Annotated in this window: 8 protein-coding genes; 5 read left to right on the top strand and 3 right to left on the bottom strand. The window is 61.0% G+C overall.

Features of this window, described 5'->3' with window-relative positions; translation table 11 throughout:
- Positions 1-58 precede the first annotated feature (58 nt).
- Positions 59-3,547 carry a chromosome segregation protein SMC gene (gene smc / locus AB4P94_RS14470; protein ID WP_395611089.1) on the bottom strand — a complete coding sequence of 1,163 codons (3,489 nt, stop codon included), beginning with the start codon at positions 3,545-3,547 and terminating at the stop codon, positions 59-61.
- Between the two features lie 2 nt (positions 3,548-3,549).
- Positions 3,550-4,209 (bottom strand): GntR family transcriptional regulator, encoded by a 660-nt coding sequence (locus tag AB4P94_RS14465; RefSeq protein ID WP_395611088.1) that lies wholly within the window; start codon positions 4,207-4,209, stop codon positions 3,550-3,552.
- A gap of 280 nt (positions 4,210-4,489) precedes the next feature.
- On the opposite strand from AB4P94_RS14465, the gene xdhA reads away from it, so the two are divergent.
- From xdhA to guaD, 4 genes are all read left to right on the top strand, one after another.
- The gene (gene xdhA / locus AB4P94_RS14460; protein ID WP_395611087.1) at positions 4,490-5,938 is read left to right on the top strand and encodes a xanthine dehydrogenase small subunit; all 1,449 of its coding nucleotides are present in this window, start codon (positions 4,490-4,492) and stop codon (positions 5,936-5,938) included.
- The gene (xdhB, locus tag AB4P94_RS14455) at positions 5,931-8,330 is read left to right on the top strand and encodes a xanthine dehydrogenase molybdopterin binding subunit (protein ID WP_395611086.1); all 2,400 of its coding nucleotides are present in this window, start codon (positions 5,931-5,933) and stop codon (positions 8,328-8,330) included. The genes xdhA and xdhB overlap by 8 nt, the downstream gene beginning before the upstream one ends.
- 170 nt (positions 8,331-8,500) lie before the next feature.
- On the top strand, positions 8,501-9,340 hold the full coding sequence (xdhC, locus tag AB4P94_RS14450) for a xanthine dehydrogenase accessory protein XdhC (protein WP_395611085.1): 840 nt from the start codon (positions 8,501-8,503) through the stop codon (positions 9,338-9,340).
- A 12-nt stretch (positions 9,341-9,352) separates the two neighbouring features.
- Positions 9,353-10,657, top strand: a complete 1,305-nt coding sequence (gene guaD, locus AB4P94_RS14445; protein ID WP_395611084.1) for a guanine deaminase — start codon at positions 9,353-9,355, stop codon at positions 10,655-10,657.
- 154 nt (positions 10,658-10,811) lie between these two features.
- Here the strand turns inward: guaD and AB4P94_RS14440 are convergent, their stop codons facing one another.
- Complete coding sequence (locus AB4P94_RS14440; protein ID WP_015885332.1) at positions 10,812-11,576, bottom strand: GntR family transcriptional regulator; 765 nt, start codon at positions 11,574-11,576, stop codon at positions 10,812-10,814.
- Positions 11,577-11,791: 215 nt separating this feature from the next.
- Between AB4P94_RS14440 and AB4P94_RS14435 the strand changes: the two genes are divergently transcribed.
- Positions 11,792-12,982 (top strand): benzoate/H(+) symporter BenE family transporter, encoded by a 1,191-nt coding sequence (locus tag AB4P94_RS14435; RefSeq protein WP_395611083.1) that lies wholly within the window; start codon positions 11,792-11,794, stop codon positions 12,980-12,982.
- Positions 12,983-13,007 lie beyond the last annotated feature (25 nt).

The following is a 13,007-nucleotide window of genomic DNA, read 5'->3' as shown; positions in this document are numbered from 1 at the left end:
TTTCACAGCCGGGTCAATTACCCTGCATCCTGCCGGAAATTCTCTTTCAAAGCCCGGTTCAGGATTCCACCATCGCCATCGCTTCTTCCACATCCACCGCCACCAGACGCGAACAACCCGGTTCGTGCATCGTCACACCCATCAGTTGATCGGCCATTTCCATGGCGATCTTGTTGTGGGTGATATAGATGAACTGCACGGTCTGGGACATCTCTTTAACCAGCCGCGCGTACCGTCCAACGTTAGCGTCATCCAGCGGGGCGTCAACTTCATCGAGCATGCAGAACGGCGCCGGGTTCAACTTGAAGATGGCAAACACCAGGGCCAATGCGGTCAGTGCCTTTTCGCCACCGGACAACAAATGAATGGTGCTGTTCTTCTTCCCCGGAGGCCGCGCCATGATCGTTACCCCTGTATCGAGTAGATCTTCGCCCGTCAGTTCCAAGTAAGCGCTGCCTCCACCGAAAACTTTCGGGAATAACGCCTGTAAACCACCATTAATCTGATCAAAGGTATCTTTGAAGCGATTACGGGTTTCCTTGTCGATCTTGCGGATCACGTTTTCCAGGGTGTCCAGGGCTTCGACCAGGTCGGCGTTCTGGGCATCCAGATAACGTTTGCGCTCGGACTGCTGCTGGTATTCGTCGATGGCCGCCAGGTTGATCGCGCCGAGCCGTTGAATACGCGCAGCAATACGCTCAAGTTCTTCCTCGGCGTCCTTCTCGTTGGCCTGGGCGGTCAGGGTATTGAGCACGCCGTGCAGGTCGTAGCCGTCTTCGAGCAACTGGTCCTGCAGGGTCTTGCGGCGCACGGTCAGGGCTTGCCATTCCATGCGTTGTTGTTCGAGCTGGCCACGGATCAGCTGGGATTGCTGCTCGGCCTGGGTGCGGCGTTTTTCGGCATCGCGCAGTTCGCGGTCGGCATCTTCCAGGGCGATCTGCGCGGTCTTGAGTTCTTCATCGACGGTCATGCGCTTGTCGAGCAGTTCCTCAAGCTTGAGGCGCAACTCTTCGAGCGGGGCTTCCCCCTCCTCCAGGTTGAGGCTCAGCTGCTCGCGTTTTTCAGTCAGGCGCTCGGACTGCATCTCCAGGCGCTCAAGGGCTTGGGCCGTAGAATTATGCTGAGCCTTCAGCGAACCCAGGCGCACCGCCAATTGGTGGGCGTGGTCCTTGTGCTGGCGGGCTTCCTGGCGCACGCGGTCAAGGCGCTCGCGCAGGCTGTCGCGCTGGGCCAGCAACAGTTCACGCTGTTCGGTGTCCAGCGCCATGCTGTCGAGGGCTTCCTGCAATTGCAGGCGCGCTTCGCCGATTTGTTCGTGCTCCAGCGCACGTTGCTCGCCCATCTCGGCGACTTCTTCATCAAGGCGGGTGCGGCGCAGGGTCAACTGCTCGACCTTGGCCTTGCTCGCCGATAGCTGGGCTTTCAATTCGCCTTGCTGACGCGCCTCGTCCTGCAACAGACGGCGCAGGTGTTCGCGGCCGGTCTCTTGCTGGCGCTGGGTGGCGCGCAGGGTTTGCAGTTCGGTTTCCAGGCTTTCCAGCGTGGCTTCGCGCTCTTCGCGCTCGGCCGTCAGGTTGACGATTTCCTGGCCACGGGCCAACACGCCGCTTTCGGCTTCACTGGCGCGACGTACGCGCAGGAAGTGGCGGCCGACCCAATAGCCGTCGCGGCTGATCAGGCTTTCGCCGGCGGCCAGTTGGCCACGTTGCGCAAGCGCCTGTTCCAGCGACTCAACCGGTTTGACCTGGCCCAACCACGGTGACAAATCAATCGCGGCCTCGACTTTATCCAGCAAGCTGCCCGGCACTCGCGTGCCGTCGGCGGCGGGGCTGAGCAAACGCAGATCGCCTTGGGCAAACCCGGCCAGGTCGAAACCGCCAAAATCGTCCACCAGCACCGCTTGCAGGTCCGCGCCAAGCACGGTTTCCACTGCCAGCTCCCAACCGGCTTCTACCTTCAAACCTTCGGCCAGGCGCGGGCGCTCGGCCAGATGCTGATCACGCAGCCACTCAGCCGTGCCGGTGCCAGGGTCCAAAGCCGCCTGCTGCAAGGCTTCCAGCGAGGCCAATCGACCGTTGAGCCGCTGCAGATCGCCCTGGGCCTGTTGCTGCGCCTGGGTCGCCTGTTGCAGTTGCTGGCGCAGTTGCTCCAGGCGCTCCACTTGCTGTTCTTCGCTGGCTTCTAGGTCTTCCAGCGTCATTTCGCTTTCGGCCAGTTGCTCGCTCAGCGCCATGATCGCCGCATCTTCCGGGTCGGCGGCGAGCAACGCGCGCTCTTCCTGCATCCGGCGCTGGCGCTCGGCCAGGCGTTCCATGCTGGTTTCCAGCTGCTGGATACGCGACTGCTGCACTTCGGCCTGGCGGCGTGGCTCGGCGGATCGCAGGTTGAACGTGTCCCACTGCTCCTGCCAGCCGTGCATGGTGGTTTCGGATTCTTCCAGCGCGGCGGCAGCCTCTTCGGCGGCGGCGCTGGTGATTTCCTGCTCGGGGGTGAGCATGTCCAGCTCTTCGCCGAGGGTCAGCAGCAAGGTGCGGTCGTGGCCCAGGTGGGATTCGGTTTCCAGCCGCGCGCGTTCGGCTTCTTTCAAATCATCCTGCAACTGGCGCAGGCGCTGCTGGCCGTGCTGGATGCTTTGCTCGACGCGGGCGATGTCGCCACCCACGGAATAGAAGCGGCCCTGCACCAGATTGAAGCGCTCGGACAGGTCATGGTGGCCGTCACGCAGGCGTTCGATGCTGGCGTCGGCATTGCGCTGCTCGGCCACCAGCGCTTCAAAACTGATTTCCTGGGTGCCGATGATCGCTTCGCGCTGGCCCACCTGGTCATTCAACGCCTGCCAGCGCAGGGCCGACAGTTGCGCCTTGAGCTGGCGCTCTTCGCCCTTGTATTCCTGATACTTCTCGGCGGCCTGGGCCTGGCGGTGCAGGCGCTCAAGTTGACGCTCCAGCTCTTCGCGCAGGTCGGTCAGGCGGGCGAGGTTTTCGTGGGTGCGGCGGATACGGTTTTCAGTTTCGCGGCGGCGTTCCTTGTACTTGGAAATGCCGGCCGCTTCTTCAATAAAGTTGCGCAGGTCTTCGGGCTTGGCTTCGATCAGCTTGGAGATCATGCCCTGCTCGATGATCGAGTAGCTGCGCGGGCCCAGGCCGGTGCCAAGGAAAATATCGGTGATGTCGCGGCGCCGACATTTGGTGCCGTTAAGGAAGTAACTGTTCTGGCTGTCGCGCGTCACTTTGCGGCGGATGGAAATTTCCGCATAGGCCGCGTACTCACCAATCAAGGTGCCGTCAGAGTTGTCGAACACCAGCTCAATGCTGGCTTGGCTCACCGGCTTGCGACTGGTGGAGCCGTTGAAGATGACGTCCGTCATCGACTCGCCACGCAGGTTTTTTGCCGAGCTCTCGCCCATCACCCAGCGCACGGCGTCGATGATGTTCGACTTGCCGCAACCGTTGGGCCCGACCACCGCCGCCATGTTACTGGGGAAGTTCACCGTGGTCGGGTCGACGAAGGATTTGAACCCCGCCAGTTTGATGCACTTGAGCCGCACGCTTAGGCGTCCGCCAACGCAGCGATGACCAGCGAGCAACTGCGCTGGCCGTAGGCCGACAGCACTTGACGAATCTGCGGCAAGTCACGGGCCAGCACGGCGCCGAGCAGTTGCTCGAACAATTCCAGGTACTCGCTCATAGACGCTTTGCGTTGGTCCAGCGCCAGGTAATAGGCGCGGTTCATCGCCGGCTGCAGATTGTCGATGGTTTCCTGCAAATAGGGGTTGTCGGCAAAGGGGTACGCGGCGCGCATCACATTGAAGCTTTCTTCGACAAAGGCGCGGATGTCCTGGCGCTCGAAACTGGCGATCAGGCGTTGCTGGATCTGCAGGAACGGCGCCATGTCGGCCTGGGTCTGCCAGCCTTCGGCAACCGCATTGCCAAGCAGAATGTACAACTCGCCCATCAACGTGCACAGGCTCTGCACCTTGTGCGCGGTGAGTTCGGTGACGTGGGCACCACGGCGCGGCAGGATCGCGATCAGGTGGCGGCGTTCGAGGATCAGCAAGGCTTCACGCACGGAACCACGGCTGACGTTGAGTGCCAGCGTGACTTTCTGTTCCTGGATCCGCTCCCCAGGCTTGAGATCGCCGCGAATGATACGTTCGGCGAGGTGGTGAGCAATTTGCTCGGCGAGACTGTCCGGCGCCTTGAACGTCATGTTTACCCTTCAAAATCTTCTATCGGCACAAGCGCGGCAGTGTAGCGCAAATGCTGCCTGATGGCGCTGGGCCCACGGGGGCGAATTTGGCATGAAACACGCAGCGATTAAAAGCCAGAAGCCCCTGAAAACACCAGTTCCAGAAGACTGAACCATAATTGAATAGGTTGTAACTGCAATTTCTTGACCTTCTGGTCAGAAAATAATTGACCGAAAAGTCAGACATGACTAGATTCGGCGCAAAGCGGTTAACAACAATAATGAGTCTGCGAGGCCTTCCGTGATCCAGTTTTTACTTAACAGGGAACTCCGTAGCGAGCACGCCCTGGACCCTAACCTGACCGTGCTCAATTACTTGCGCGAGCACCTGGGCAAATCCGGCACCAAGGAAGGCTGCGCCAGCGGCGATTGCGGTGCATGCACCGTGGTGGTCGGCGAGTTGCACACCGATGAAAAAGGCGCGGAGCAGATACGCTACCGCAGCCTCAACTCCTGCCTGACGTTTGTGTCGTCGTTGCACGGCAAGCAGTTGATCAGCGTCGAAGACCTTAAACATCAGGGCCAACTGCACAGCGTGCAGCAGGCCATGGTCGAGTGCCACGGCTCGCAATGCGGCTTTTGTACGCCTGGTTTCGTGATGTCGTTGTTCGCGTTGCAAAAAAACAGCGACGCCCCCGACAGCCAGAAAGCCCATGAAGCCCTGGCCGGCAACCTGTGTCGCTGCACCGGTTATCGCCCGATTCTTGCCGCCGCCGAGCAGGCCTGCTGCAACAAGCCTCAGGACCAGTTCGACAGCCGTCAGGCCGAAACCATCGCCCAGCTCAAAGCCATCGCGCCGACGCAAACCGGTGAACTCAACAGCGGCGACAAACGCTGCCTCGTCCCGCTCACCGTCGCCGACCTGGCTGACCTCTACGACGCCTACCCGCAAGCCCGCCTGCTGGCCGGCGGCACCGACCTGGCGCTGGAAGTCACGCAGTTCCACCGCACGCTGCCGGTGATGATCTACGTGGGCAACATTGAAGAAATGAAGCGCATCGAGGCCTTCGACGACCGCCTCGAAATCGGCGCCGCCACCGCCCTCTCCGACTGCTACACCGCGCTGCACCACGAATACCCGGACTTCGGCGAACTGCTGCACCGCTTCGCCTCGCTGCAAATCCGCAACCAGGGCACCCTCGGCGGCAACATCGGCAACGCCTCGCCGATTGGCGATTCACCGCCCCTGCTGATCGCCCTCGGCGCGCAAATCGTGCTGTGCAAGGGCAACACCCGGCGCACGCTGGCGCTGGAAGACTATTTCATCGACTACCGCGTCACCGCGCGCCAGGACAGCGAGTTCATCGAGAAGATCATCGTGCCCAAGGGCCACGCGCTGTTCCGTGCCTACAAGGTGTCCAAACGCCTGGACGATGACATTTCCGCCGTCTGCGCCGCGTTCAACCTGAAGCTCGACAACGGTGTAATCAGCGATGCCCGCGTGGCCTTCGGCGGCATGGCTGCCACGCCCAAACGTGCCAAGAACTGCGAAACCGTGCTGATCGGCGCGACCTGGAACGCCGCCACTGTCGAGAAAGCCTGCGCCGCCCTGGCCCAGGATTTCACCCCGCTGTCGGACTTCCGCGCCAGCAAGGAATACCGCCTGCTCAGCGCACAGAACCTGCTGCGCAAGTACTTCATCGAACTGCAAACACCGCACATCGAGACTCGGGTGACCGCTTATGTCTAACCATCACGCCGTGGTAAAAACCCAGGCCGAACTCGCCGAGTTGTTCGCACAGGACCTCACCTCCGGTGTGGGCCGCAGCGTCAAGCACGACAGCGCCGCCAAGCATGTGTCCGGTGAAGCACAGTACATCGATGACCGCCTGGAGTTTCCGAATCAACTGCACCTGTATGCGCGCATGTCCGACCGTGCCCATGCGCGCATCATCAGCATCGACACCGCGCCCTGCTACGCCTTTGAAGGCGTGCGTATCGCCATCACCCACGAAGACGTGCCCGGCCTGAAAGACATCGGCCCGCTGATGCCGGGCGACCCGCTGCTGGCCATCGACACCGTGCAGTTCGTCGGCCAGGTGGTCTTGGCGGTTGCAGCCCGCGATCTGGAAACCGCGCGCAAGGCGGCGATGGCTGCCGTCATCGAATACGAAGACCTCGAACCCGTACTCGATGTGGTCGAGGCTTTCCGTAAAAAGCACTTCGTGCTCGACAGCCACACGCACCAACGCGGCGACTCGGCCGGTGCACTGGCGACGGCGAAAAACCGCATCCAGGGCACCCTGCACATTGGCGGCCAGGAACACTTCTACCTGGAAACCCAGATCTCCTCGGTGATGCCCACCGAAGACGGCGGCATGATCGTTTATTGCTCCACGCAGAACCCCACCGAAGTGCAGAAATTGGTGGCTGAAGTGCTGGACGTGTCGATGAACAAAATCGTCGTGGACATGCGCCGCATGGGCGGCGGCTTCGGCGGCAAGGAAACCCAGGCCGCCAGCCCCGCCTGCCTGTGCGCGGTGGTCGCGCGCCTCACCGGCCAGCCGACCAAGATGCGCCTGCCGCGCGTCGAAGACATGCTGATGACCGGCAAGCGCCACCCCTTCTATATCGAATATGACGTGGGTTTTGACGACACCGGCCGCCTGTACGGCATCAACCTGGAACTGGCGGGCAACTGCGGCTGCTCGCCCGACCTGTCGAACTCGATTGTCGACCGTGCGATGTTCCACTCCGACAACTCGTATTACCTGGGCGACGCCACGGTCAACGGCCACCGCTGCAAGACCAACACCGCGTCCAACACCGCTTATCGCGGCTTCGGCGGCCCGCAAGGCATGGTCGCCATCGAGGAAGTGATGGACGCCATCGCCCGCCATCTGGCCCTCGACCCGCTGGCCGTGCGCAAGGTCAATTACTACGGCAAGACCGAGCGCAACGTCACCCACTACTACCAGACCGTCGAGCACAACATGCTCGAAGAGATGACCGCCGAGCTTGAGGCCAGCAGCCAATACGCCGAGCGCCGCGAAGCGATCCGCCTGTACAACGCCCACAGCCCGATCCTGAAAAAAGGCCTGGCGCTGACCCCGGTGAAATTCGGCATTTCGTTTACCGCCAGCTTCCTTAACCAGGCCGGTGCGCTGATCCACATCTACACCGACGGCAGTATCCACCTGAACCACGGCGGCACCGAGATGGGCCAGGGCTTGAACACCAAGGTTGCGCAGGTGGTGGCCGAAGTGTTCCAGGTGGATATCGACCGCGTACAGATCACCGCGACCAACACCGACAAGGTGCCCAACACCTCGCCGACCGCCGCTTCCAGCGGTGCCGACCTGAACGGCAAGGCCGCGCAGAATGCTGCCGAAACCATCAAGCAGCGCCTGGTGGAATTTGCCGCACGCAAGTACGACGTGAGTGAAGCGGATGTGGAATTCCATAACGGTCACGTGCGGGTACGCGATCAGATTCTGACGTTTGAGGCCTTGATCCAGCAGGCGTATTTCGCCCAGGTCTCACTCTCGAGCACCGGTTTCTACAAAACCCCGAAAATCTTCTATGACCGCAGCCAGTCACGTGGTCGGCCGTTCTACTACTTCGCCTTTGGCGCGGCCTGCTGCGAAGTGATCGTCGACACCCTGACCGGTGAATACAAGATGCTGCGTACCGACATTCTTCACGACGTCGGCGCCTCGCTGAACCCGGCCATCGACATTGGCCAAGTGGAAGGCGGCTTTATCCAGGGCATGGGCTGGCTGACCATGGAAGAGCTGGTGTGGAACAACAAAGGCAAGCTGATGACCAACGGCCCGGCCAGCTACAAGATTCCGGCCGTGGCCGACATGCCACTGGATTTGCGCGTGAAGCTGGTGGAAAACCGCAAGAACCCGGAAGACACGGTATTCCATTCCAAGGCCGTGGGCGAGCCGCCGTTCATGCTCGGGATTGCCTCGTGGTGCGCGATCAAGGATGCCGTGGCGAGTTTGGGTGACTATCGCCATCAGCCGAAGATTGATGCGCCGGCGACGCCGGAGCGAGTGTTGTGGGGGTGTGAGCAGATGCGGCAGTTGCAGGCGGCGAAGGTAGTTGAGGCTGATACCGAGATGGCTTCGCTCTAGACCGAGGTGCTGCCTTCGCGAGCAAGCCCGCTCCCACACTTGATCGGGTTTGCAGACCCAGTGTGGGGAAGCTCAGCTTCCACATTTTTTGGTGTGTGAACACTGTCAAATGTGGGAGCGGGCTTGCTCGCGAAGACGGACGAACTGACAACAGAAATGTTGAGGTGAACATGAATTACTGGATCAGCGCCCTCGCCGACCTGCAAAACCGCGGCGAACCCTGCGTACTGGTGACCATCATCGAAGAGCTCGGCTCCACGCCGCGCAACGCCGGTTCGAAAATGGTCATCAGTGCCGCCCAGACCTTCGACACCATCGGCGGCGGGCACCTGGAATATAAGGCCATGCAGATCGCCCGCGACATGCTCGTGCGTGGCCAGCAGAACACTCACTTGGAGCGCTTCAGCCTCGGCGCCAGCCTGGGCCAGTGCTGCGGCGGCGTGACGGTGTTGCTGTTCGAACCCATGGGCCAGGTGCAAGCGCAGATTGCGGTGTTTGGCGCAGGCCATGTCGGCCGTGCGCTGGTGCCGCTGCTGGCGAGTCTTCCGTGCCGGGTGCGCTGGATTGATTCGCGCGACCAGGAGTTTCCGGAACACATCCCCCAGGGCGTGCGTAAAATCGTCAGCGAAGAGCCGGTCGACGAAATTGCCGACCTGCCGGCGGGCAGTTACTGCATCGTCATGACCCACAATCACGCGCTGGACCTGGAACTCACCGCCGCCTTGCTCAAACGAGGTGACTTTAGCTACTTCGGCCTGATTGGCTCCAAGACCAAACGCGTCAAGTTCGAACACCGCCTGCGCGACCGCGGCTTTGACACCGCGCAACTGCAACGCATGCGCTGCCCCATGGGCCTCACCGAGGTGAAGGGCAAATTGCCGGTGGAGATCGCCATCTCCATCGCAGGCGAAATCATCGCCACCTATAACGCGAATTTCGGCCAGCACACCGCGAGCGCCGAACCCATTGCCAAACTGCTGCCGGCTTCACGTCGCAGCCAAGCCATTTGAATTGAGACGACCATGCCTTTGACTCGCAAAGCTTACCGTGCCGCCATTCTGCACAGCATCGCCGACCCTGCTGAAGTGGGGATCGAAGCCTCCTACGCGTATTTCGAAGACGGCCTGCTGGTCATCGAAAACGGGCAGATCAGCGCTGTTGGCCATGCCGGCGACTTGCTGCCGACCTTGCCCGCCGATATTGACATCACCCATTACCAGGACGCGCTGATCACCCCGGGCCTGATCGACACCCATATCCACTTGCCGCAAACCGGCATGGTCGGCGCCTACGGCGAGCAGTTGCTGGACTGGCTGAACACCTACACCTTCCCGTGCGAAAGCCAGTTCGCCGACAAGGCGCACGCTGAAGAAGTCGCGGATATTTTCATCAAGGAACTGCTGCGCAACGGCACCACCACCGCACTGGTCTTCGGCAGCGTGCACCCGCAGTCGGTGAATGCGTTCTTCGAAGCCGCCGAGAAGCTCGACCTGCGCATGATCGCCGGCAAGGTGATGATGGACCGCAACGCGCCGGACTACCTGACCGACACCGCCGAATCCGGTTACCAGCAAAGCAAGGCGCTGATCGAGCGCTGGCACGGCAAAGGCCGCCTGCACTATGCAGTCACCCCGCGTTTCGCCCCGACCAGTACACCTGAGCAACTGGAACTCGCCGGGCAATTGCTGGGCGAATACCCGGACCTCTACATGCAGACTCACATCAGTGAGAACAAGCAGGAAGTCGAGTGGGTGAAGGAGCTGTTCCCGGAGCGCAAGGGCTACCTGGACGTGTACGACCACTACAAACTGCTGGGCGAGCGCTCGGTGTTTGCCCATGGCGTGCACCTGTGTGACGACGAATGCGCGCGGCTGGCCGAGACCGGTTCGGCAGTGGCGTTCTGCCCGACGTCGAACTTCTTCCTGGGCAGCGGGTTGTTCAACTTGCCGATGGCCGAGAAGCACAAATTGAATGTGGGCCTTGGCACCGACGTGGGCGGCGGCACCAGCTTCTCGCTGCTGCAAACCTTGAACGAAGCCTACAAAGTGATGCAGTTGCAGGGCGCGCGGTTGAGCCCGTTCAAGTCGCTGTACCTGGCGACATTGGGCGGCGCGCGGGCGCTGCGCCTGGAAGACAAGATCGGTACGTTGCAGCCGGGCACGGATGCAGACTTTTTGGTGCTGGATTACAACGCCACACCACTGCTGAGCTATCGCTTGAAGCAAGCGAAGAACATTGCCGAGACGTTGTTTGTGCTGATGACGCTGGGGGATGATCGGACGGTGTTGCAGACGTATGCGGCGGGCCAACTTGTGCACCAGCGCTGATCCAACAAACACCCTAAAAAATGTGGGAGCGGGCTTTTATGGGAGCTGGCTTGCCTGCGATGGCATCACCTTGGTCTAACTGAAAGACCGAGGTGTCTGCATCGCAGGCAAGCCAGCTCCCACACAAGCCCAGCTCCCACATTTTTTATTGGGGTCAGAGTTTGATCGAAGAACGCCCCGGCTTCTTGGTCTGCAACAAATGCGAAAACACCGCATGCAAATCATCCGACGCGCTCTCTTCATCAAGGTTGAGCTTGCTGTCGATGTGATCCATGTGATGCATCATCAAGTTCACCGCCAGCGCCGCATCGCGCGCTTCGATCGCGTCGATCAACTGGGTGTGTTCATCGTAGGAACAGTGCGAGCGGTTGCCGCTTTCGTACTGAGCGATGATCAATGAAGTCTGAGACACCAGGCTGCGCTGGAAGCTGATCAACGGCGCGTTCTTCGCCGCTTCGGCCAGTTTCAGGTGGAATTCACCGGAAAGGCGGATGCCGGCGCCGCGGTCACCCCGTGAAAAGCTGTCACGCTCATCGTTGACCATCTGGCGCAACTCGGCCAACTGCTCGGCCGTGGCGTGTTGCACCGCCAACTCCGTAATCGCCCGCTCAACCAAGCGACGGGCCAGGAACACCTGGCGCGCTTCTTCCACGCTCGGGCTTGCCACCACCGCGCCGCGGTTGGGCCGCAGCAACACCACGCCTTCATGGGCCAGGCGCGACAGCGCGCGACGAATGATGGTGCGGCTCACGCCGAAGATTTCGCCCAGTGCCTCTTCACTCAATTTGGTGCCGGGTGCCAGGCGTTGTTCGAGGATCGCCTCGAAGATATGCGCGTAGACGATATCGTCCTGGGTTCCGCTGCGTCCGGCCTTGCCGGCTCGCGGTTGTTTCTTGAGAGGTTGCAACTGTTCGTTCATGGGCACTCGGGTTTGGAGAACGGCGGCGAATTAACGGTAATACTGCAACAACAGGTTGCTGGCAAGTATCACCTAAAAACAGGGCACATTGTACACAACCGAATGCGCCAACACACTGTACGGCTATTTGCAGCCCCGGCTGTATTGCAATGGGTCGTTACGTTTAAGTTTAGGCTTGATCCCGCAACTCCTCAGGTAAAAAGGAACACCTTTGCATGAACGATGCCACCCAAGCGCCTTTGCGCCCGCTGGCCGATACGTCTGCGTCGGCCGTGGTTGCCGGCTTCATCGCCATGATGACCGGCTACACCAGCTCCCTGGTGCTGATGTTCCAGGCCGGCCAGGCGGCCGGTTTGACCACGGCGCAGATTTCTTCGTGGATCTGGGCAATCTCCATCGGCATGGCGGTGTGCAGCATTGGCTTGTCCCTGCGCTACCGCACGCCCATCACCATTGCCTGGTCCACGCCCGGCGCGGCGCTGCTGATCACCAGCCTGGGCGGCGTGAATTACGGCGAAGCCATTGGCGCCTACATCACCTGCGCGGTACTGGTGACTCTGTGCGGGCTGACCGGCAGCTTTGAAAAACTGGTCAAACGCATCCCGGCGTCACTCGCCGCCGCGCTGCTGGCAGGGATTCTGTTCAAGATCGGCAGCGAGATTTTCGTCGCCGCGCAACACCGTACCGGCCTGGTGTTGGGGATGTTTTTCACCTACCTGATCATCAAGCGCTTGTCGCCACGCTATGCGGTTTTAGCTGCGCTGATCATCGGCACAGTGCTGTCCGGGCTGATGGGGTTGCTGGATTTCAGCGGCTTTCACCTGGAAGTGGCGACACCGGTGTGGACCACCCCGCATTTCTCGCTGGCGGCAACCATCAGCATCGGCATTCCGCTGTTTGTGGTGGCGATGACCTCGCAGAACATGCCCGGTGTCGCCGTGTTGCGTGCTGACGGTTACAACGTGCCCGCCTCGCCTTTGATTACTGCGACCGGCCTGGCCTCGCTGGTGCTGGCGCCGTTCGGCTCCCACGGCATCAACCTGGCGGCGATCAGCGCGGCCATCTGCACCGGGCCGCATGCCCATGAAGACCGTAACAAGCGCTATACCGCAGCGGTGTGGTGCGGGGTGTTCTACGGGATTGCCGGGGTATTCGGCGCCACTCTGGCAGCCTTGTTCGCAGCCCTGCCCAAGGAGCTGGTGCTGTCGATTGCAGCGTTGGCGTTGTTTGGCTCGATCATCAATGGCCTGAGCATCGCCATGAATGAGCCGAAGGAACGGGAAGCGGCGCTGATCACCTTTATGGTCACCGCGTCTGGCTTGACGCTGTTTTCCATCGGGTCGGCGTTCTGGGGGATTGTGGCGGGGGTGTTGACGCTGCTGATACTGAATTGGCGCAAGGCATAAAAAAACGGCGACCCTTGGGTCGCCG

This window comes from Pseudomonas sp. B22129 (assembly GCF_044218875.1).
Lineage (GTDB): Bacteria > Pseudomonadota > Gammaproteobacteria > Pseudomonadales > Pseudomonadaceae > Aquipseudomonas.
The sequence above is the reverse complement of the archived record's forward strand: the minus strand, read 5'-3'. Positions and strand labels throughout refer to the sequence as shown.

Coding starts and splice junctions, on each gene's coding strand:
- AB4P94_RS14440 (WP_015885332.1), bottom strand. CDS start 11,576: ATGAACGAACAGTTGCAACCTCTCAAGAAACAACCGCGAGCCGGCAAG.
- xdhC (WP_395611085.1), top strand. CDS start 8,501: ATGAATTACTGGATCAGCGCCCTCGCCGACCTGCAAAACCGCGGCGAA.
- guaD (WP_395611084.1), top strand. CDS start 9,353: ATGCCTTTGACTCGCAAAGCTTACCGTGCCGCCATTCTGCACAGCATC.
- AB4P94_RS14465 (WP_395611088.1), bottom strand. CDS start 4,209: ATGACGTTCAAGGCGCCGGACAGTCTCGCCGAGCAAATTGCTCACCAC.
- xdhB (WP_395611086.1), top strand. CDS start 5,931: ATGTCTAACCATCACGCCGTGGTAAAAACCCAGGCCGAACTCGCCGAG.
- AB4P94_RS14435 (WP_395611083.1), top strand. CDS start 11,792: ATGAACGATGCCACCCAAGCGCCTTTGCGCCCGCTGGCCGATACGTCT.